This is a genomic window from Pseudomonas sp. UBA4617, assembly GCF_002386445.1.
Taxonomy (GTDB): Bacteria; Pseudomonadota; Gammaproteobacteria; order Pseudomonadales; family Pseudomonadaceae; genus Aquipseudomonas.
In genome coordinates, this window is the sequence record NZ_DGIR01000057.1 from 94717 (window position 1) to 116693 (window position 21977).

Sequence of the window (21977 nt, forward strand, 5' to 3'; positions counted from 1 at the left end):
TTAATGGCCGGACAACGATAAAAACAGCAACGAGAACCGGAGGGCCTGAATGCTTGCCGCGAACTCCCGAGCGCATGTGGATTGCGTCAGCAGGGTGCTGAAGAATGCCGATCGCCTGCCGCAGGCGCCGGTGCCACCGCTGATCCTCGATTCATGGCGCCGTTCCATGGAGCTGTACCGTCTCGACCCCGGTTCCCAGCAGGGGCCGCGTATTCTTTCCCAGAGCCTGCTCAACGAATGCCGCGAACGGGCCGAGCTGTTCCTGCGCATCGCCAGTGATGCCGTTGCGCGCCTGCATGAGCGGGTGCGCGGGGCCGATTATTGCGTACTGCTCACCGACGCCCAAGGGCGCACCATCGACTATCGGGTCGAGTCGGCCATCCGCAACGACTGCCGCAAGGCCGGGTTGTACCTGGGCACTTGCTGGTCCGAGGGCGAGGAGGGTACCTGCGGGGTGGCTGCGGTGCTCACCAGCAAGGCGCCGGTCACGGTGCACAAGCGTGACCATTTCCGCGCTGCGTTCATCGGTCTCACCTGTACCGCGGCGCCGGTGTTCGACCCGCTGGGCGAGTTGCTGGGCGTGGTGGATGTGTCGGCCTTGCAGTCACCGGACGACCGCCGCAGCCAGCACCTGATCCGCCAGTTGGTCGAGCAGACCGCGCGTGAGATCGAAAACGCCTTCTTCATGCACAGTGCCCAGGGCCATTGGGTAATGCGCGCGCATGGCACGCCGGGCTATGTGGAAAGCCAGCCCGACTATCTGCTGGCCTGGGATACCGACGGCCGCCTGCAGGCCATCAACAGCCTGGCGCGGCAGCGCCTGGTGGAGCGCCTGGGGCGGTTGCCCGAACACATTGGCGAGTTGTTCGACATCGACCAGCTGCGCCGGGTCAATGGTGCATCGGCCCAGCGCCTGCCTGGACTGGGCGGGCTGTATGGCCGGGTCAGTGCGCCACAGCAGCGCCAGCGCGCGCAGCCCTTGCGCCAGGCCCAGGATGCCCGCATCGAGCAGCACCTGCGGCTGGCCACGCGGGTCAAGGACTGCAACCTGGCGGTGCTGGTGCAGGGCGAGACCGGGGCCGGCAAGGAGGTGTTCGCCCGCCAGTTGCACCAGCAGAGCCTGCGCCGTGACGGCCCGTTCGTCACCCTCAACTGCGCGGCCATCCCGGAAAGCCTGATCGAGAGCGAACTGTTCGGTTATGTCGCCGGGGCGTTCACCGGGGCTTCCAGCAAAGGCATGCAAGGGCTGTTGCAGCAGGCTGACGGTGGCACCTTGTTTCTCGATGAGATCGGCGACATGCCAGTGAACCTGCAGACCCGCCTGTTGCGCGTGCTGGCCGAAGGCGAAGTGGCACCGCTGGGCGCTGCGCGGCGGCAGCGGGTGGACATCCAGGTGATTTGCGCGACCCACCGTGACTTGGCGGCGATGGTCAAGGAGGGACGTTTCCGTGAGGACCTTTACTTCCGCCTGGCCAACGCCCGCTTCGAGCTGCCCCCGTTGCGTGAGCGCGATGACCGGCTGGGGTTGATCCACCAGCTGCTGGCGGAGGAAGCTGCGGCCTGCGGGGTCGAGGTGGTACTGGCGGATGATGCGCTGCAGGCGCTGTTGCTGTACCGCTGGCCGGGTAACCTGCGCCAGCTGCGGCAGGTGCTGCGTTATGCCTGTGCGATCAGTGAGGGCGGCCAAGTGTGCCTGGAGAGTCTGCCGCTGGAGGTGCGGGGTGATGCCGTACCGGCGGCTGACGCCGGGGTATCGAGCCCGGCCCGGCAGTTGCTGCTCGATGCCTTGATACGGCATCGCTGGAAACCGGCGGAAGCGGCGCGGGCCTTGGGGATATCGCGGGCCACTTTGTATCGACGGGTGCATGAGCACCGGATCGAGATGCCGAGGATGAAGGGGATTGAGTGAGGGCTGACAGGGGTTCGCCGCGACATCTCACAGGCGCCAAATCACTGAAGACGGACAATAAAAAACCCCGGAACAAGTCCGGGGTCCTGGTGCATCACACTACACGATCACTCCTGGTTGGCCAGTTTGTGCTCGAGGTAGTGAATGTTGACGCCGCCTTTGCAGAAACCTTCATCACGCACCAGGTCGCGGTGCAACGGGATGTTGGTCTTGATGCCGTCGACGACAATCTCGTCCAGGGCATTGCGCATGCGCGCCATGGCTTCGTCGCGGTCCTTGCCGTAGGTAATCAGCTTGCCGATCAGCGAGTCGTAGTTCGGTGGAACCGAGTAACCGCTGTACAGGTGCGAATCGACGCGCACGCCGTTGCCACCCGGGGCGTGGAAGTGCTTCACCTTGCCAGGGCTCGGGATGAACTTCTTCGGGTCCTCGGCGTTGATACGGCATTCCAGCGCGTGGCCACGAATAACCACGTCTTCCTGGCGGAACGACAGCTTGTTGCCTGCGGCGATGCTCAGCATCTCCTTGACGATGTCGATACCGGTCACCATCTCCGACACCGGGTGCTCAACCTGCACGCGGGTGTTCATCTCGATGAAGTAGAAGCGGCCGTTCTCGTACAGGAACTCGAAGGTACCCGCACCACGGTAGCCGATCTCGATGCACGCATCGACACAGCGCTTGAACACTTCCTGACGGGCTTTCTCGTCGATGCCCGGGGCTGGTGCTTCTTCCAGTACCTTCTGGTGACGGCGCTGCAGCGAGCAGTCACGGTCGCCCAGGTGCACGGCGTTGCCCTGGCCGTCGGACAGGACCTGCACTTCCACGTGACGTGGGTTGGTCAGGAACTTCTCCAGGTAGACCATCGGGTTGCCGAAGGCAGCACCGGCTTCGGTACGGGTGAGCTTGGCCGAGGCAATCAGGTCCTCTTCCTTGTGCACCACGCGCATGCCGCGACCACCACCGCCACCGGCGGCCTTGATGATCACCGGGTAGCCGACATCACGGGCAATCGCCAGGGCGACTTCTTCGTCTTCCGGCAGTGGGCCATCGGAGCCCGGTACGGTCGGTACGCCCGACTTGATCATCGCTTCCTTGGCCGAAACCTTGTCGCCCATCAGGCGAATGGTGTCGGCTTTCGGGCCGATGAAGGCGAAACCGGATTTTTCCACCTGCTCGGCGAAGTCGGCGTTTTCCGCCAGGAAGCCGTAGCCCGGATGAATCGCGGTGGCGCCGGTGACTTCGGCGGCAGCGATGATCGCCGGGATATGCAGGTAGGAATCCTTGGACGATGCAGGGCCGATGCAGACCGACTCGTCTGCCAGGCCCAGGTGCATCAGTTCACGGTCGGCAGTGGAGTGCACGGCGACGGTCTTGATACCCAGCTCTTTGCAGGCACGCAGGATCCGCAGGGCAATTTCCCCGCGGTTGGCGATCAGGACTTTTTCGAGCTTCCCAGACATCGTTGGCTCTCCGCGATTCAAACGATGGTGAACAGCGGCTGGTCGAACTCAACCGGCTGGCCGTCTTCTACCAGGATGGCGTCGATGACACCGCCAACATCGGCTTCGATGTGGTTCATCATCTTCATGGCTTCGACGATGCACAGGGTGTCGCCTTTCTTCACGCTCTGACCCACTTCAGCGAAGTTCGGCGAAGTTGGCGAAGGCTTGCGGTAGAAGGTGCCGACCATCGGCGAGCGGATCACGGTGCCTTTCAGGGCTGGGGCGGCAGCTGCGGCTTCGGCGGCCGGGGCAGCAGCAGCGGCAACCGGGGCAGCGGCAACCGGGGCCGGTGCGAAGTACTGCTGGGCAGCAGGGGTCTTGCTGTGGCGGCTGATACGGACCGACTCTTCGCCTTCCTTGATCTCCAGTTCGTCGATGCCAGACTCTTCCAGCAGCTCGATCAGTTTCTTGACTTTACGGATATCCATTAATCATCAACTCCCAAAGGTTCGGTCAGGGGGCGAAATACAAAAAACGTATCTGAAACGTTTCTCTCGAACCCTGGCCCACCGAGGCCAGGGTTTTCATCATTTGGGCTGTGCGTTGGCAGCCAGCTGTTCCAGTGCAGACTCCAGGGCCAGGCGATAACCGCTGGCGCCCAGGCCGCAGATCACCCCTACGGCAACATCGGAAAAGTAGGAGTGGTGGCGGAACGGTTCGCGTTTGTGCACGTTGGACAGGTGCACTTCGATGAATGGGATGCTCACCGCAAGCAACGCGTCACGTAATGCAACGCTTGTGTGCGTGAAAGCAGCCGGATTGATCAGGATGAAGTCCACACCCTCGTTGCGTGCGGCGTGAATACGGTCGATCAGTTCGTACTCGGCATTGCTCTGCAGGTATTGCAGATGATGGCCGGCGGCGCGGGCACGTTGCTCCAGGTCCTGGTTGATCTGGGCCAGGGTCACGGCGCCGTAGTGGCCAGGCTCGCGGGTACCGAGCAGGTTGAGGTTGGGGCCGTGGAGCACCAGTAGCGTTGCCATCTGCGATTCCTTGGGTTTGTAGGGCAATTCGACACAGCGCGGCGAGTGTGCCGTAAAGCGACGGCAAGTGTCCAGTTCCCGGCAATAGGCAGCACGATGACCGAGGTTCGCGCGAAGTATGTGACCAAATGGCTTGATCTGGTCACTGATTTGAGATTTTTAACTGCGCGCGGGAAGTTATAGACCGACTTTGCTGCGTACGCGTGTAAGAATTTGCGCAAATTCACCGCTGTTTATCTCACCGATGACCCGATCAGCGGTAATTTCGCTGCCGTTCGCAGCAAAAAATAGCAGAGCAGGCGGGCCGAACAGCTTGTAGCGGTCGAGCAGTGTGCGTTGCTCGGCATTGCTCTCGGTGATATCGAAACGCAGTAGCTTGAAACCGGCCAGCTGGGCTTGCACTTGCGGGGCGGTCAGCACTTCGCGCTCGATCACCTTGCAGCTGATGCACCAGTCGGCGTACCAGTCCAGCAATACCGGTTGGCCGGCTGACCTGGCCTGGGCCAGGGCCGCGTCCAGGGCAGCAGGGGTGGTGACGGTTTGCCAGGCCTGCTCCGGTGTCGCCGAGGTGTTTCCGGTATTTGCAACGGCTGGCGGTGGCAATGGTCGCAGTGGGTCGCCTTGGCCGCTGAGGGCGCCGTACCAGCACGCCAGCGCATACACCAGCAAAGCCAGGCCGAGCAGTTGTGCCAGGCGCTGGCGCGTGGTCTTGACCATGAACTCCAGGGCGCCAAGGAACAGTGCCACCCCCGCTGCCAGGAAACCGACCAGCAGCAAGGTCAACGGGCCCGGCAGCACACGGCTGAGCAGGCCGATGGCCAGGCCCAGCAAGAGCACGCCGATCGCATTTTTCACTGTGTTCAGCCAAGGCCCGCTTTTCGGCAGCCAGGCCGCGCCACCGGTGGCTACCAGCAGCAGCGGTGCGCCCATGCCCAGGCCCAGGGCGAACAGCTTGAGGGCGCCGCCCAGGGCGTCGCCGCTGGCGCTGATGTACAGCAACGCACCGGCCAGGGGAGCTGAAACGCACGGCGACACCAGCAGGCTGGAGAGTACGCCCAGAATCGCCGCGCCCAGCAGCGAACCCCCCCGGGTGTGGTTGGCGACATTATTCAGGCGCTGGTTGAGGGCCTGAGGCAGCTTCAGCTCGAACAGGCCGAACATGGCCAGGGCGAATACCACGAAGAACAGTGCGAAGGGCACCAGCACCCAGGCCGATTGCAAGCGTGCCTGCAGGTTCAGGCCGGCGCCGAACAGGCCCATCAGGGCGCCGAGTACCGCGAAGCTGGCCGCCATCGGCAGCACATAGGCCAGTGACAGGGCCAGCCCGCGCAGGCCGCCGGCCTGGCCGCGCAGCACCACGCCGGAGAGGATCGGCAGCATGGGCAGCACGCAAGGTGTGAAGGTGAGACCGACCCCGGCAAGGAAGAACAGCAGCAGCGACTTCCAGCTCCAGCCCTGTTCGGTGCTGGCCGGTGTGCCCGCGGCGGCTTCGCCATCGATGCTCAGGCGTGCGGTTTCCGGTGGGTAACAAAGGCCTTTGTCGGCACAGCCCTGGTAGCCCACCAGCAAGGTGAAGGCATGTGGGTCGTTGCGCGGCAGTTCGATGTCGAGCACACCGTGGTATACCTCGACGTCGCCGAAGAACTCATCGTGCTTGGCTTCGCCCTTTGGGATGTTCGGTGTGCCCAGGGCGACGTTGGCCGGTTCCGTACGGAACTGGAAGCGGTGGCGGTACAGGTAATAGCCATCGGTGGCGACGAAGCGCAGCTTGATGGTTTGCCCATCGGCCTGGACCAGGTTGAGCTTGAACGCTTCGTGCACCGGCAGGAAGTCGGCATTGTTGGACAACGAAGCGGCGCCGAGGGTGGCGCTGGGACGGTTGTCGAGCAGGCCCGTGGCGAAGGTGGGGCTGGCCAGCAGCAGGAACAGCAGGAAAAACAGGCGGCGCATGGCGGACTCGCGAGGTCGAACGTGCCGGGCATGATAGCGGAGTTGCTGCTGATTGGGGCCATGCGGGTACAGCGGGCGATACATGGCCGCTTCGACAAAGGTACAGCGTAGGTCTGCTCAGACCCTGAACGCCCGTACCGCCCGGTTCAGCTCGCCGCCCAGGCTCAACAACTGCTCGCCTTGCTCGCGCCCCTCACCGATACGCTGCAGGTTGTCCTCGCCCAGCGCGTGAATCCGTTGGCTGTGGTCGCGGATTTCGCTCACTGCGCCACTCTGCTGCGCCGTGACGTCGGCAATCCGCACTGCGGTATCCAAGATGGTGCGAATGGCGCGGACAATCTCCTCCAGCGCGCCGTCTGCGGCCTGGGCCTGGCTGGCGGTGGCCTCGGCATGTTCGAGTTGCGCACGCATCCCGGTCACCGAACTTCTGGCGGCCTGCTGCAGGCGGTCGATCAGCGCCTGTATCTCACCGGTTGCCCCGGTGGTGCGCTGCGCCAGCGAACGCACCTCATCGGCCACCACGGCAAAACCGCGGCCCATCTCGCCGGCACGCGCCGCCTCGATTGCGGCGTTCAGCGCCAGCAGGTTGGTCTGTTCGGCAATCGAGCGTATCACCGTCAGCACGCCACCGATCGTGGCCGACTCTTCTGCCAGTTGCTCGATCATGCGGGCGTTGCCCTGCACTTCATTGACCAGGTCGCGCAAGCCCGCAAGGCTCTGGCCAATCACCGCCTGCCCCTGTTCCACCGCGCGACCGGCATCGCGGCTGGCGTCGGCAGCTGCGCTGGCATCACCGGCCACCTGCTGGATGGTCGCTTCCAGCTCACCCAGGGCATCGCGGATCTGCCCGGTGTCGCCAGCCTGGCGTTCGGCGCCGTCGTGCAGAGCGGCGCTCATGCCGGCAAGGGCGTGGCTGCTGCCGGCCACCTGTTCGGCGTTGTGGCGGATGGTGCCGACCAGCTCAACCAGATACTGGCGCAGGCGGTTGAGCGAATCCTGGATGTCGTGCAGTTCGCGGTTGCTCTTGCCCAGGGCGATGGCCTTGGCGAAGTCGCCTTCGGCCCAGCGCGACAGGGCCGGGGCCAGGCCGGTCAGAGTGCGCGCCAGGCGCCGTTGCAACGTGTCGATCAGCAGCGCGATCAGCAGGATCAGGCCAATCATCAGGCTCTGGATGCTGCGCACTTCGGCGGCTATCGTCGCGTGCTGGCTGCGTACCTCAGGTTCCAGCGCCGCTATGGCCTGCTGCACCGCCTGCAGACGCTGCCCGGTGCTGGCGGCCAGGGCGGCTCGGCGCTCGATCTGGTCGCGGGTGCGTTGCAGTTCGGCCGGGTAGCGGCTGAGCAGGCTTTGCAACTCACGTTTCAGGCCAATGGCGACGTCTTCCTGCTGGGTGCTGGCTTGAGTCTCCAGGCCCATCATCGATGCGAAGTCGTCGGCGCCGGATTCGGCAGCACGGGTTACCCCGAGCAGCGGCAGGCTGTCGATGATCTGGGCCTGGGTGCGAATAAGCTGCAGTTCACGTTCAACTTCATCGGCCAGTTCCGGGCGGCGGCTGCTGACCAGCTTGTCCCGGGCCAATGACAGGCGACCAAGGTGCACGGTGGCATCCAGCAGGGGCAGCAGGTAGCGGTTGGCGTCGGCGTTGCCGCTGTCGCGAGCATAGCCGGCCAGTTGTTCTAAGTTGGCCCCCAGCTCCCGCTCGGCCTGCAGCAGCAACGCCTGGGGGTCGCCCGCCAGCTTGCCGGCGGCCAGCAGTTCCTCGGTGGTGAAGGCTTGCAGGCTGTCCAGGCTAGGGCGCAGTTTGCCGGCCATTTCCTCGGGCCATTCGGCCAGCGCCGCTTGCAGTTGCTGGTTGGCTTGCATGGCCGCAGCGTGGCGCAGCGCATCGCCGCTGGCCAGGTAGGCCTGGATGTTGTCGGCTGCCTGCTGCTGGAACTGCTGGGACAGGCCCAGGTAGTGCTCCATCAATTGATAGGGGCGCTCCAGGGCCCGCTGCGACCACCACAGGGTGGCGCCCAGGGCGATACACACGGTTACCAGCAACAGGGTGTTGAAATTGGTCAGCCACTTCAGGCGCATAGCCACGAGCTTCCTGCGGGAGGGGAGTCGGTGGCTGAAGTTATTGCGGTTGTGTGAAGGAGTGATGACGAAAGGGGCCGGTACCAGAGAAAAAGTGGCACAGTGCCTCTATTCTTTCCCTGGGTCGGCATCTACCCGGGCTTGTCCGCAGAAGGCGGGTACAGTCAGATCTCAGGGCTCAACACGCACCACGCAATTACGCCCCGCATGCTTGGCACGGTACAGCGCCTCGTCTGCCGCGCTGGCCATGGTCAGTGCATCCAGCCCCTCATCCAGCTGTACCACCCCGGCGCTGAAGGTACACCTCAGATCCTGCGGCTGGGCCGGGTAGAGAATTTCGGCAAAGCGCCGACGGATTTCATCCAGTACCCTGTGCGCCGCATCCAGCGCGGTATTGGGCATGACGATGGCAAATTCTTCACCACCATAGCGGCCAATGAAGTCGGTCTTGCGCAGGCGCTGCTTGAGGAACAAGGCCAGGCTCTTGATCACCCGGTCGCCCATCGGATGGCCGTGGCGGTCGTTGATCTTCTTGAAGTGGTCGATGTCGAGCATGGCGAAGCTCAACGGTTGTTGCTCGCGGCGGGCGCGGAAGCTGCAATCTTCAAGCAGCTGCAGGATGTGCGTGTGGTTGTACAGCCCGGTCAGGCTGTCGCGCACCATGCGCGCCTTCAGGTGCCGGGCACGGGCGGCCCGGTTGCGCACGGTGGTAATCAGCTGGCGTGAGCGAAACGGCTTGGTCAGGAAGTCATCCCCGCCTTCACTCATGGCATCCAGTTGCTTGTCCAGGTCGTCCTCGGCAGACAGGTAGATGATCGGCACGCTCACATAGCGGTCGCTGTGGCGGATGACCTTGGCCAGCTCGGGGCCGGTGCAGGCGGGCATGTACAGGTCGAGGATGATCAGGTCGGGCTGGAAGTCGGCCAGCTCGGCCATGGTGCGGATCGGATCGGTCAGGCTGCGGGTGAGCATGCCGGCGCTGGCCAGCACGCGCTCGGTATACAGGGCCTGGGTGCGCGAGTCGTCGATGATCAGCACGCGCAGGGGGTCGTGCGGGGCGGCATTGGTCAGTCGCTCGACCTTTTCCAGCAGGCTGGATGCTTCCAGGGTCCCGGTGAGAAAGTCCTGGGCGCCGGCGCGCACGGCGGCCAGGCGGGTCGGGGTGTCGGTCTCGTGATGGCTGAAGAACAGCAGCGGAATGTGCCGGGCCAGACCTTGCTGCACCTGGGCCGCCAGCAGCAGGCCATGCCCGGGGCCGGTGAAATCGACATCCATGATGATGGCCGACGGTGGGTATTCCTCGATCGAGGCGTGAAAGGCCGCGGCGCTGGCCAGCGCCTGCACCACGAGGCCAAAGAATTCCAGTTGCTGGGCCAGGCGCTGGGCACGTTCGTGGTCCTGCAGCAGGATGTACACCGGCTTGCGCAGCGGCGGCCGCAGCAGTTGGCCAAGTGGGTCATCCTTGCGCAGGCCGCTACGCGTCAGCTGTTGGACGGGGCACTGCGGGCTCGGCTCGACTGCTTGGCTCATGACCTGGCTACTTTGTAGGGTGGGGAGGTGCAGGGGCGATGATGGCTCTATGCTAGCAGTTCTTTCCTGCTGCGCGAGTGCTGTGCATCAACAAAGCGGACAGAACGAATATTCAGTTGCCGACCGATTGGTCGCTTATGCGTAAGGCGGTGTCTGCTTTATAGTGCTGCGACACGGGCTTGCCGTGGCACCCTGGCACAGGCCTGTGGTCCAAGCCCCTGAACCGTCGTGACTGATTAAGGACAAAGCCATGCTGGACTGGAAAAACCGCGAGGCCCAAGCCGAGCCCCGTGAGCGTGTCGACGGCCGTGGTGCCGCCGCCCGTAGCTACCTTGGCGGCCTCTGGAGCCGTGCGCTGGGGACCCTCATCGGGTTGTACCTGCTGGTGTGCATCGGCCTGGGTTGGTACTGGAGCCAGGAGCCGGCCCTATTCCCGGTGCAGCAGAACGCCCAGACTGCCGCTGAACGTACCGGCCAGCAGATGGTGGTGGGTTACACCACTCTCGAAACCCTCAAGACCGTGGCTGGTACCCTGCTGAACAAGCCGGGTGGCTACATCTCCAACGACCGCTTCCCGCCAGGGCTGTGGATGGACAACATGCCGAGCTGGGAGTACGGCGTGCTGGTTCAGGTGCGCGACCTGTCCCGTGCCCTGCGCAAGGACTTCGCCCGCTCGCAATCGCAGTCGACCGAAGATGCCGACCTGGCCAAGGCCGAGCCGCGCTTCAACTTCGACAACAAGAGCTGGATCCTGCCATCGAGCGAATCGGAGTTCGAGGAGGGCATCAAGTCGCTCAGCCGCTACCAGGCCCGTCTGGCGGCCGGCGACAAGGGCGCGATCTTCTATACCCGTGCCGACAACCTGAACAACTGGCTGGGTGACGTGGCCACCCGCCTGGGTTCGCTGTCGCAGCGCCTGTCGGCGAGTGTTGGCCGGGTCAAGCTCAACAGCACGCTGAAGACTGAGTCGGTGGTTGCCGGCCAGGCGCCGCAGGTGGACGAGGAGTTGGTGGAAACTCCATGGCTGCAGATCGATAACGTGTTCTACGAGGCCCGTGGCCAGGCCTGGGCGCTGTCGCACCTGCTGCGCGCGATCGAGGTGGACTTCGCCGATGTGCTGGCGAAGAAGAATGCCACGGTCAGCGTGCGCCAGATCATCCGTGAGCTGGAAGCCTCGCAGGAAGCCCTGTGGAGCCCGATGGTGCTCAACGGCAGCGGCTTCGGCATGTGGGCCAACCACTCGCTGGTCATGGCCAACTACATTTCCCGGGCCAACGCCGCAGTGATCGACCTGCGTCAGCTGCTGTCGCAGGGTTGATGATGGCTATCAGCCTTGGCGAGGCCGCCCATCGGGCGGCTTCCGACCGCGAGCTGGTCACCTGGGTAGATGAAGCCGACCAGGTGCTGGGGGCCTTGCCACGTGCCGAGCTCCGCGAGCGCGGCCTGATCGGGCGGTGTACCTTCATTCTGCTGTTCAATAGCGCCGGCCAGCTGTGTGTGCACCGGCGTACCCTGAGCAAGGCGCTGTACCCGGGCTATTGGGATGTGGCGGCAGGCGGCATGGTCACGGCCGGGGAGGCCTATGCCGATTCGGCGGCGCGCGAGCTGGCTGAAGAGCTGGGCATCGATGGTGTCGAGTTGCGCTTCCACGAGCGCTTCTACTTCGATCAGCCGGATAACCGCTTGTGGTGTGCGGTGTATTCGGCAGTGTCGGATGCGCCGTTGCGGCTGCAGCCGGAGGAAGTGATCGAGGCACGCTTCATTGGCCTGGAGCAGGTCGAGCAGGAGCGCCAGGGAAAGCCGTATTGCCCGGACTCGCTGGCCGCGTTGCAGCGCTACAAGGCCAGCCAAGGATAGCTGTGTTGGCAGTACCGGCCCGCGGATAGTCGCAAAACTTTCGCAAAATGGCGCAATCCGGTACTTAGCAACGGCCGCATTTATCGTTAAACTGCGCGCCCTTTTCGGGCTGCCGCAGGTCTTGCGGCAGTAGCGCCGCCCCTGCCAGAGTGGGGCTTCGCGGTCGGCTCCCGCCGACCAGTTTTTGTCCTCAGCACAGAGGAACAAAAGTGGCCAAGAAAGCTTCTTCCTTCGCCGCCCTTGGCGGTCTTGTTTACTCCACCGACGCCGGTCGGCACTGCCCCGACTGCAGCCAGCCGGTGGATGCCTGTATCTGCAAGCAGCAGGCTGTCCCCGAAGGGGATGGCATCGCCCGCGTGCGCCGCGAAAGCAAAGGGCGCGGCGGCAAGACCGTGACCACTGTCAGCGGCGTGCCGCTGCCGCTCGAACAGCTCAAGGAGCTGGCCTCCGCCCTCAAGCGCCGTTGCGGTACCGGTGGCGCCCTGAAGGATGGGGTCATCGAAATCCAGGGCGACCATGTCGAGCTGTTGATCGGCGAACTGATCAAGCAGGGTTTCAAGGCGAAAAAGTCCGGTGGCTGATGCGGCCACGCACTTTTTTGCCCAGCGCTTTCTAAACTCGTTGCCGTGACCAGGGTCTACCTTGGGCACGGATGAATCGTCATTTTTGGCTTTTACACTGCGCCCGCCTCCTTGCGGGGCAGTGTCTTCGACTTATCTATAGGGGACTTGAATGTCCGTACGACGCACACGCAAAGACGATGGTAGCCAATGGACCGTGGCCGACAGCCGCAGTGTTTATGGCATCCGCCATTGGGGCGCTGGTTATTTCGCCATCAATGAAGCCGGGCGCGTCGAAGTGCGCCCCAATGGCCCGCAAAGCGCACCGATCGACTTGTTCGAGCAGGTTGACGAACTGCGCCAGAGTGGCCTGTCGCTGCCATTGCTGGTGCGCTTCCCCGACATTCTGCAGGACCGCGTGCGCCAACTGACCGGTGCCTTCGATGCCAACATCGCGCGCCTGGAATACCAGAGCAAGTACACCGCGCTGTATCCGATCAAGGTCAACCAGCAGGAGGCGGTGGTGGAAAACATCATCGCCACGCAAAACGTTTCCATCGGCCTGGAAGCCGGCTCCAAGCCCGAGCTGCTGGCGGTGCTGGCACTGGCGCCGAAGGGCGGCACCATCGTCTGCAACGGTTACAAGGACCGCGAGTTCATCCGCCTGGCGCTGATGGGCCAGAAGCTTGGCCACAACGTGTTCATCGTCATCGAGAAAGAGTCGGAAGTGGCCCTGGTGATCGACGAGGCCGCCGAGCTCAAGGTCAAGCCACAGGTCGGCTTGCGTGTACGCCTGTCGTCGCTGGCCTCGAGCAAGTGGGCCGACACCGGTGGCGAGAAGTCCAAGTTCGGTTTGTCCGCCGCCCAGCTGATCTCGGTGGTGCAGCGCTTCCGCGATGCCGGCCTGGACCAGGGCATCCGCCTGCTGCACTTCCACATGGGTTCGCAGATCGCCAACCTGGCCGACTACCAGCACGGTTTCAAGGAAGCCATCCGTTACTACGGTGAGCTGCGTGCACTGGGCCTGCCGGTGGACCATATCGACGTCGGCGGTGGCCTGGGCGTGGACTACGACGGTACCCACTCGCGCAATGCCAGCTCGATCAACTACGACATGGACGACTATGCCGGCGTGGTGGTGGGCATGCTCAAGGAGTTCTGCGACGCGCAAGGCCTGCCGCACCCGCACATCTTCTCCGAGAGTGGCCGCTCGCTGACCGCGCACCACGCCATGCTGGTGATCCAGGTAACCGATGTCGAGAAACACAACGACGACGTGCCGACCATCGAAAACAAGGAATCCCTGCCCGAGACCGTGCAGTGGCTGGCCGACCTGCTTGGCCCGACCGACATCGAGATGGTGACCGAAACCTACTGGCGCGCAACCCATTACATGGGTGACGTGGCCGCGCAGTATGCCGATGGCAAGATCAGCCTGGCCGAGAAGGCCCTGGCCGAGCAATGCTACTTCGCCGTGTGCCGCCGCCTGCACAACTCGCTGAAGGCCCGACAGCGCTCGCACCGCCAGGTGCTGGACGAACTCAACGACAAGCTGGCCGACAAGTACATCTGCAACTTCTCGGTGTTCCAGAGCCTGCCGGACACCTGGGCTATCGGCCAAGTGCTGCCGATCATCCCGCTGCACCGTCTGGACGAGGAGCCAATGCGCCGCGCCGTGCTGCAGGACCTGACCTGCGACTCCGACGGCAAGATCAACCAGTATGTCGACGAGCAGAGCATCGAGACCAGCATGCCGGTGCATGCGGTGAAGGAAGGCGAGGACTACCTGCTGGGCGTGTTCCTGGTGGGGGCCTATCAGGAAATCCTCGGTGACATGCACAACCTGTTCGGCGACACCGACTCGGTGAACATCTACCAGAACGCCGACGGCAGCGTGTACCACGCCGGTATCGAGACCCATGACACCATCGAGGACATGCTGCGCTACGTGCACCTGTCGCCGGAGGAGTTGATGACTCATTACCGCGACAAGGTGGCCAGCGCCAGGATCACCGCGCGCGAGCGGACCCAGTACCTGGATGCCTTGCGCCTGGGATTGACCCGGTCTTCGTACCTGTCTTCCTGACTGCAAGAGGGGCCGCTATGCGGCCCCTTCTTTTTCTACTTTGGGTGAGCTGTTGCCGTGAGCTCGATGGTGATTGGCACAACAGCACCATTCTCTTTGAGAATCGATGTGCTCGAATAGCTGTACACCGTATCCTGAGTTCGGGCCGCTATTTTCAAACCCTCCACGTGCTCTATCGCGCCAGATTGCCGTGTCACCAGAAAAGGTTCAAGTCTCTTTAGATTCGGTAGTACTTGCTCATTTCGCTGGGTTTGTTCAGCCACAAAGTACAAATAAATCAGCGGCACCGTCGCCCCACCGTCATTGCTTAGCACTTCATAGACTGCGCTGTGTTTGCCGATCGGCGTGACAGAAACAACCTTGGTCAATACAGGTTTGGAGCCTGAGGTGAGAATCCATAGGGCTTGTCCGAGGGCGAGCAGAAGCAAGGCGGCTATCAGCCATTTAGTAGCCGAACGTCTTTGCATATCTGATACCTGCCTTGATCCATTCCTGATCTTCGGGATCGTCACCATAAGGCGGGTCCCCCCACCACGAGCCAAATGTAGAGTTACTGGTGCCTGCACGGCTTTGCGCCCACCCGGCGCCTCTCAACAAGAATTCTTCCGAGAGACCAGCAGCAGTTCCGGTTGCGCCGTAATTGAAATTTCCCAAGGCCTCATACTTCCTTCCTTGTTGCTTGTAATCCCACTTACCTCCATTTCGAACCATGGAATAGAACCACGATATTAGAAAGCCGGTGCCGCCATTTTTGAAGTAATCACGCTCTAGGCTGGCAGCATGCATGTTGCTCATTACACAGACGCCAGAAGGTGCAGGTAGGGGGTACATGATGGCTCCTTGCTCATGGCATGGCTAAGATGACGACCCCTCCGTGGGCAGAGCTCTTTTTTTGCCTTGAGCCATCTAATGCAGTCAACTGAGCAATTCTTTCATATTGTGTTCTCCTGCTCCGCCACCCACTTGCCTTGCAGGTTCAATTTCCACCCTAACCACCCCAACGTCACCGCCCGCAACGCCATGAATCCGAGAAAGGCCAACCACAACCCATGGTTGCCTAGCCCGCTCATGCCCACCCCAAAGGGCAGCGCAATCAGCACCGACAGCAACATCGCATTACGCATCTCCCGCGCTCGGGTCGCACCAATGAACAACCCGTCCAGCAGATAACTCCACACCGCAATCAACGGCAGTAGCGCCAGATACGGCAGGTACGGATAAGCCGCCGCCCGCACGCTATCAATATTGGTCTGCAAGTCGATGAACAGGTGCCCGCCGAGCAGGAACACACCGGCAAACCCCAGGCTGATGATCAGCGACCAGCCACAGGCCACCACCAGCGAGCGGCGCAAGGTATCCCGGTCCCGCGCACCGATGGCATGCCCGCACAGCGCCTCCACTGCGTGCGCCAGGCCATCGAGGGCGTAAGCGGTGAGCAGCAGCCCGTTGAGCAGCAGGGCATTGGCTGCCACCGTGGCTTCACCCAGGCGCGCACCCTGCACGGTGATCAGGAGGAACACCAGCTGCAGCGCCAGGCTGCGCAGGAAGATGTCGCGGTTCACCGCCAGCAATGGCCGCCAGGCCTGCCAGCGCTTGAGTGCTGCCCAGGCGATCTGCCCCGGATAGGCACGCAGGGCCGGACGGGTCAGGGCAAGGCCGAGCAACGCGGCACTCCATTCGGCGATCACCGAGGCCCGTGCCGAGCCCAGCACGCCCCAGTTCAGGCCCAGCACGAACCACAGGTTGAGAGCGACGTTCAGCAGGTTGGTGGTCAGCAGAATCGCCAGCGGCGCCCGCGCGTTCTGTGTGCCGAGGAACCAGCCGACCAGCGCATAACTGGCCAGCGCTGCCGGCAGGCCGAGCAATCGGGTGTGGAAGAAGTCTTCGGTGGATTGCTGCAACGCCTCGCTTGGCTGCATGGCGTGCAGCGCCAGCTGGCTGAAGGGCAGGGCAAGCAGGCCGATCAGCAGGGCAAAGGCCACCGCCAGCAGCAGGCCCTGCACCAGCACCTGGCGCAGCGCCGCGCCGTCGGCACGCCCGGCCGCCTGGGCGGCGAAGCCGGTGGAACCCATGCGCAGGAAACCCATCAGGCCGACCATGAAGGTGAACAGCGTGGCGCCCACGGCCACGGCGCCAAGCTGATGGGCATGGGGCAGGTGGCCGATGACGGTGCTGTCGACCAGGGCGACCAGCGGCACGGAAATATTCGACAGGATCATCGGCGCAGCCAGCGCCCAGACCTTGTTGTGGGTGGGACGATGCTGCCAGTCGGTGGCCAGTTGCGACATTGGAATCCTTGCTCGATCAGGGTCCGCTTCAACGATGGCCACAGTGTAACGGCCGTGCCACCCATTCGCGCGCCCCGTCACACCTCGCGTGCAACATAGGGTACTGCGCCTGCGTTTGCGCTATAGTTGCTGCCCTCACGTACACCCTGCCAAAGAGTTTCTACTCCATGTTCAACAAAGGATTGTTGCTGGCCTGTGCGCTGGCTTTGCTCAGTGCCTGTGACTCTTCGACACCGGACAAACCCGCACCGGCCGAAAAACCGGCGGCCAGCGCGCCCGCCGCAGCCCCCGCAGCCCAACGCGAAGACCCGGCCGTACTCGCCAAGCGCTACGAAGGTCGCGAGCTTACCGTGCTGGATGTCTCCGAAGTGCAGCTCGATGGCGCTGCCACGCTGTCGATCAGTTTCTCCGCGCCGCTGGATGCCAAGCAGGACCTGGCTACCAAGGTGCACCTGGTCGACACCGTCAAAGGCAAGCTCGACGGCGCCTGGGAACTCTCCGACAACCAGATGGAGCTGCGCCTGCGCCACCTGGAGCCGCAGCGCAAGCTGGTGCTGACCGTCGACAAGGGCCTGCTGGCCGTCAACGGCAAGCAGCTGGAAGAGGAGTCGATCACCCGCCTGGAAACCCGCGACATGCAGCCGACCATCGGCTTCGCCAGCCGCGGTTCGCTGTTGCCCACGCGTCTGGCCGAGGGCCTGCCGGTGATTGCCCTGAACGTGGACAAGGTCGATGTCGAGTTCTTCCGGGTCAAGCCGGAAATGCTCTCGACCTTCCTGGCCAACTGGGGGCGTAACAGCAGCCTGTACTACTACCAGTCCAAGGAAACCCTGGACATGGCCGCGCTGGTCTACAGCGGCCGCTTCGACCTCAACCCCGCGCGCAACACCCGCGAGACCGTGCTGCTGCCGATCGCCGGCATCAAGCCGCTGCAGGAGCCAGGCGTATACCTGGCGGTGATGCGGGCCTCGGGCACCTACGACTACTCGCAGCCGGCGACGCTGTTCACCCTGAGCGACATCGGCGTGTCCGCGCACCGTTACCGCGACCGCCTCGATGTGTTCGCCCAGGCGCTGGAAGGCGGCAAGGCGATGAGCGGCGTCAACCTGGAAATCCATGACGACAAGGGCAAGCTGCTGGCACAGGCCAGCACCGATGGCGATGGTCACGCCCAACTGCCAATCACGCCCAAGGCCGACACCCTGATCGCTACCCAGGGCGTGCACACCACCCTGTTGCGCCTGAATACCGCGGCGCTGGACCTGGCCGAGTTCGATATCACCGGGCCCCAGGCCAACCCGCTGCAGTTCTTCATCTTCGGCCCACGTGACCTGTACCGCCCAGGCGAAACCGTGCTGCTCAATGGCCTGCTGCGCGACCAGGACGGCAAGCCGGTCAAAGCCCAGCCGGTAAGCGTGGAAGTGCGCCGACCTGATGAGCAGGTCAGCCGCAAGTTCGTCTGGGAGGCCGACAGCAATGGCCTTTACCAGTATCAGCTACAACTGGCCACCGAGGCCCCGACCGGCCGCTGGCAGCTGTTGCTGGACCTCGGCGGCGGGCGCAAGCAGGTGCATGAATTCCTTGTCGAAGACTTCCTGCCTGAGCGCCTGGCGCTGGAGCTCAAGGGCAGCAGTACACCGCTGTCGCCTGACGAGAATGCGCGCATCCGGGTCAATGGTCGTTATCTCTACGGTGCCCCGGCAGCCGGCAATCGCCTGAGCGGCCAGGCCTATGTCCGCCCGCTGCGCGAGGCGGTACCTGCGTTACCCGGCTACCAGTTCGGCTCGGTCACTGAAACCGAGCTGAACCAGGACCTGGAGCTGGACGAGGTCACCCTCGACCAGGCCGGCAAGGCCGTGGTCGAAATCGAAAGCCGTTGGGCTGAAGCCCGCTCGCCGCTGCAACTGACCGTGCAGGCCAGCCTGCAGGAGTCGGGTGGCCGGCCGATTACCCGGCGCCTGGAACAACCCATCTGGCCGGCCGAGCGCCTGCCAGGGCTGCGTGGCCTGTTCGACGGTGAGGAAACCGACAGTGACGCGCCGGTGGAATTCGAGTTCCTGGTGGCCGACCGCGACGGCAACAAGCTGGCCGCCAAGGACCTCAAGGTGCGGTTGATCCGCGAGCGCCGTGACTATTACTGGAACTACTCGCAAAACGATGGCTGGAGCTACGCCTACAACGAGAAGTTCCTCACCCAGAGCGAAGAGACCGTCAGCGTCAAGGCCGGCTCCACCGCCAAGCTGAGCTTCCCGGTTGAATGGGGGCCGTACCGCGTCGAAGTGGAAGACCCGCAGACCGGCCTGGTGTCGAGCGAGCGCTTCTGGGCTGGCTACCGTGCCCAGGACAACGCCGAAGGCGGCGCGGTGCGCCCGGACCAGGTCAAGCTGGCGCTGGATAAGCCATCCTATGCCGACGGCGCGACCGCGAAGGTCACCGTTACCCCGCCGGCCGCCGGCAGTGGCTACCTGATGATCGAGTCGAGCGACGGCCCGCTGTGGTGGCAGGAAATCGACGTGCCCGCCGAAGGCAAGACCTTTGACGTGGAGCTGGACGAGAAGTGGGCGCGCCATGACCTGTACATCAGCGCACTGGTGATCCGCCCCGGTGAGCGCAAGGCCAATGCCACGCCGAAACGTGCGGTGGGCGTGCTGCACCTGCCGCTGGACCGTGCCGAGCGCAAGCTGGCGGTCAGCCTGCAGGCCCCGGAAAAGATGCGCCCGAAACAGCCGCTGACGGTCAAGGTCAAGGCCGCCAACGCCGATGGCAGTATCCCCAAACAGGTGCGTGTGCTGTTGTCGGCGGTGGATGTGGGCATCCTCAACATCACCGACTTCAAGACCCCCGACCCGTTCGCCAGCCTGTTCGGGCGCAAGGCCTATGGTGCCGACCAGCTGGATATCTACGGCCAGTTGATCGAAGCCGGCCAAGGCCGCCTGGCCAGCCTGGCGTTCGGCGGTGACGCGGCGATGGCCAAGGGCGGCAAACGCCCCAATACCACCGTGACCATCGTTGCCCAGCAGAGCCTGCCGGTGACCCTCGACGACAAGGGCGAGGGCCAGGGCACGGTCGATATTCCCGATTTCAACGGCGAGCTGCGGCTGATGGCCCAGGCCTGGACCGAGGAACATTTCGGCATGGCTGAAGGCAAGACGGTGGTCGCCGCGCCACTGATTGCCGAGCTTTCGGCGCCGCGCTTCCTCGCTGGTGGTGACCGCACCAGCCTGGCGCTGGACCTGTCCAACCTGTCTGGCCGTGCCCAGCAGCTGAACGTTGAAATCACTACCGAAGGCCAGCTGAGCCTGGCGGCCAGTGCCCAGCAGAACGTCACCCTGGCCGAGGGCCAGCGCTCGACGCTGATGATCCCGGTACAGGCCCAGGGTGGCTTGGGCCAGGGCAAGGTGCATGTACGGGTCACGGGCCTGCAACTGCCGAACGAGCCGACCGGCGCGTTCGAGCGTGAGTGGACGCTGGGCGTGCGCCCGGCCTACCCGGCGATGCTCAAGCATTACCGTGTGGCCTTGAAGGACCAGCCGTGGAGCCTGCCTGAAGCGGACCTGGCCGCCTTCGAGCCTGCCGGCCTGGAAGCCACGCTGGCTTTGTCGAGCCGGCCGCCGCTGAACCTGGGCGAGCAGATCCGTGCCCTCGAAGCCTACCCGTACGGATGCCTGGAGCAGACCACCAGTGGCCTGTACCCGTCGCTGTACGCGGACGCCGACAGCCTCAAGCGCCTGGGCATCAAGGGCGAACCGGCGGATGTGCGCAAGCGCAAGATCGAAATGGGTATCGAGCACCTGTTGGGCATGCAGCGCTACAACGGTAGCTTCGGCCTGTGGAGCTCGGACAGCGAAGAAGAGTACTGGCTGACCGCCTATGTTACCGACTTCCTGCTGCGTGCCCGTGATCAGGGCTACGGCGTACCGGCTGAAGCACTGAAGAAGGCCAGCGAGCGCCTCCTGCGTTATGTACAGGAGCGCAACCTGATCGAAGTCGACTACAGCGACAACGCCGAGCACACCCGCTTTGCCGTTCAGGCCTACGCCGCATTGGTGTTGGCGCGTAGCCAGCAGGCGCCGTTGGGCGCCCTGCGTGGCCTGTTCGAACGCCGCGCCGATGCTCGCTCCGGCCTGCCGCTGGTGCAGCTGGCGGTGGCACTGGACAAGATGGGCGACAAGCCACGCGCCAACCAAGCCTTGCAGGCTGGCCTGGCCATCAGCCGCAGCAAGGGCTGGATGGCCGATTACGGCAGCTCGCTGCGTGACCAGGCGCTGATCCTGGCATTGCTGCAGGAGAACGACATGGCCAGCAGCAAGGTCGACCAGCGGCTGTTCGCCTTGTCCGACGAGCTGGCAGCCAACCGCTGGTTGTCAACCCAGGAACGCAATGCGCTGTTCCTGGCTGGCCGTGGCCTGCTGGGCAAGCCGGAAGGCCAGTGGCAGGCACGTCTGGACAGCGCTGGTGAGGTGCGTGAGTTCAACAATGCCGAGTCCGGCATGAAGCTGGAAGGCCCGCTGCTGGCCTCGCCGCTGACTGTACAGAACCAGGGCAGCGAGACGCTGTACCAGCAACTGACCCTGTCGGGTTACCCGCGCCAGGCACAGCCAGCGGGTGGCAACGGCATGCAGATCCGTCGTGAGTACCTGGGCATGAATGGCCAGCCGCTGGACCTGCACGGCCTGCGCAGTGGTGATCTGGTGCTGGTGCACCTGGCGCTCAAGGCCGACAGCCCGGTGCCGGATGCGCTGGTAGTGGATTTGCTGCCGGCTGGCCTGGAACTGGAAAACCAGAACCTGGCGCAGAGCGCCGCCAGCCTGGATAACGCCAGCAGCGCGGTGAAGGAGTGGCGCGATTCGATGCAGAACGCCAGCCTGGTGCATCAGGAGTACCGTGATGACCGCTACGTCGCCGCGCTCAAGCTCGATGGCTACGGCACCACCCACCTGCTGTACCTGGCGCGCGCGGTAACTCCGGGTACCTACCGCGTACCCCCGCCGCAGGTCGAGTCGATGTACCGGCCTAACCTGCAGGCCGTGGGCGATGGGCAAGGGGAAATGACCGTCAGAGCCCGCTAGGGCGATGCGGTCTGGTGTAGGAGCGGCCTTGTGCCGCGAAAGGGCCGCAACGCGGCCCCATTGCCTGCGTACGCGAAACGGCAGATAGACCGCGTCGCCAGGTTGTGCGGCCGTTGCGCGCCCGATCGCGACACAAGGCCGCTCCTACACGATCGGTGCAT

General features: G+C 63.9%; 15 protein-coding genes. 6 read left to right on the forward strand and 9 right to left on the reverse strand.

Features of this window, described 5'->3' with window-relative positions:
- Positions 1-49: 49 nt before the first annotated feature.
- Complete coding sequence (locus B4L76_RS24005; protein WP_296235520.1) at positions 50-1909, forward strand: sigma-54-dependent Fis family transcriptional regulator; 1860 nt, start codon at positions 50-52, stop codon at positions 1907-1909.
- A gap of 107 nt (positions 1910-2016) precedes the next feature.
- Here the strand turns inward: B4L76_RS24005 and accC are convergent, their stop codons facing one another.
- From accC to B4L76_RS24035, 6 genes are all read right to left on the reverse strand, one after another.
- Entirely contained in the window at positions 2017-3372 is a 1356-nt protein-coding gene (accC, locus tag B4L76_RS24010; RefSeq protein ID WP_296235521.1) for an acetyl-CoA carboxylase biotin carboxylase subunit, read from the reverse strand.
- A gap of 17 nt (positions 3373-3389) precedes the next feature.
- Complete coding sequence (accB, locus tag B4L76_RS24015; protein ID WP_296235522.1) at positions 3390-3842, reverse strand: acetyl-CoA carboxylase biotin carboxyl carrier protein; 453 nt, start codon at positions 3840-3842, stop codon at positions 3390-3392.
- A gap of 99 nt (positions 3843-3941) precedes the next feature.
- A complete protein-coding gene (aroQ, locus tag B4L76_RS24020; RefSeq protein WP_003255330.1) occupies positions 3942-4397 on the reverse strand; it encodes a type II 3-dehydroquinate dehydratase in 456 nt (151 codons plus the stop codon).
- A 177-nt stretch (positions 4398-4574) separates the two neighbouring features.
- The gene (locus B4L76_RS24025; protein WP_296235523.1) at positions 4575-6347 is read right to left on the reverse strand and encodes a protein-disulfide reductase DsbD; all 1773 of its coding nucleotides are present in this window, start codon (positions 6345-6347) and stop codon (positions 4575-4577) included.
- A gap of 117 nt (positions 6348-6464) precedes the next feature.
- Positions 6465-8426 carry a methyl-accepting chemotaxis protein gene (locus B4L76_RS24030; protein ID WP_296235524.1) on the reverse strand — a complete coding sequence of 654 codons (1962 nt, stop codon included), beginning with the start codon at positions 8424-8426 and terminating at the stop codon, positions 6465-6467.
- Between the two features lie 171 nt (positions 8427-8597).
- Positions 8598-9956: a diguanylate cyclase gene (locus tag B4L76_RS24035; protein WP_296235525.1), complete on the reverse strand. Its 1359-nt coding sequence runs from the start codon at positions 9954-9956 to the stop codon at positions 8598-8600.
- 250 nt (positions 9957-10206) lie between these two features.
- On the opposite strand from B4L76_RS24035, the gene B4L76_RS24040 reads away from it, so the two are divergent.
- From B4L76_RS24040 to speA, 4 genes are all read left to right on the forward strand, one after another.
- On the forward strand, positions 10207-11274 hold the full coding sequence (locus B4L76_RS24040; protein ID WP_296235526.1) for a DUF2333 family protein: 1068 nt from the start codon (positions 10207-10209) through the stop codon (positions 11272-11274).
- Between the two features lie 2 nt (positions 11275-11276).
- Complete coding sequence (locus tag B4L76_RS24045; protein WP_296235527.1) at positions 11277-11813, forward strand: NUDIX hydrolase; 537 nt, start codon at positions 11277-11279, stop codon at positions 11811-11813.
- A 209-nt stretch (positions 11814-12022) separates the two neighbouring features.
- On the forward strand, positions 12023-12394 hold the full coding sequence (locus B4L76_RS24050) for a translation initiation factor Sui1 (protein ID WP_296235528.1): 372 nt from the start codon (positions 12023-12025) through the stop codon (positions 12392-12394).
- Positions 12395-12545: 151 nt separating this feature from the next.
- On the forward strand, positions 12546-14459 hold the full coding sequence (gene speA / locus B4L76_RS24055; protein ID WP_296235529.1) for an arginine decarboxylase: 1914 nt from the start codon (positions 12546-12548) through the stop codon (positions 14457-14459).
- Between the two features lie 35 nt (positions 14460-14494).
- Here speA and B4L76_RS24060 read toward each other — a convergent pair whose 3' ends face one another.
- The 3 genes from B4L76_RS24060 to B4L76_RS24070 form a co-directional block, all read right to left on the reverse strand.
- Positions 14495-14926: a hypothetical protein gene (locus tag B4L76_RS24060; protein ID WP_296235530.1), complete on the reverse strand. Its 432-nt coding sequence runs from the start codon at positions 14924-14926 to the stop codon at positions 14495-14497.
- On the reverse strand, positions 14904-15290 hold the full coding sequence (locus B4L76_RS24065; RefSeq protein ID WP_296235531.1) for a polymorphic toxin type 44 domain-containing protein: 387 nt from the start codon (positions 15288-15290) through the stop codon (positions 14904-14906). Before B4L76_RS24065 ends, B4L76_RS24060 begins: the two co-directional genes overlap by 23 nt.
- A gap of 101 nt (positions 15291-15391) precedes the next feature.
- Positions 15392-16747, reverse strand: a complete 1356-nt coding sequence (locus B4L76_RS24070) for an MATE family efflux transporter (protein WP_296235532.1) — start codon at positions 16745-16747, stop codon at positions 15392-15394.
- Positions 16748-16914: 167 nt separating this feature from the next.
- Here B4L76_RS24070 and B4L76_RS24075 point away from each other — a divergent pair, with 167 nt between their 5' ends.
- Positions 16915-21816: an alpha-2-macroglobulin family protein gene (locus B4L76_RS24075; RefSeq protein WP_296235533.1), complete on the forward strand. Its 4902-nt coding sequence runs from the start codon at positions 16915-16917 to the stop codon at positions 21814-21816.
- Positions 21817-21977: the final 161 nt, after the last annotated feature.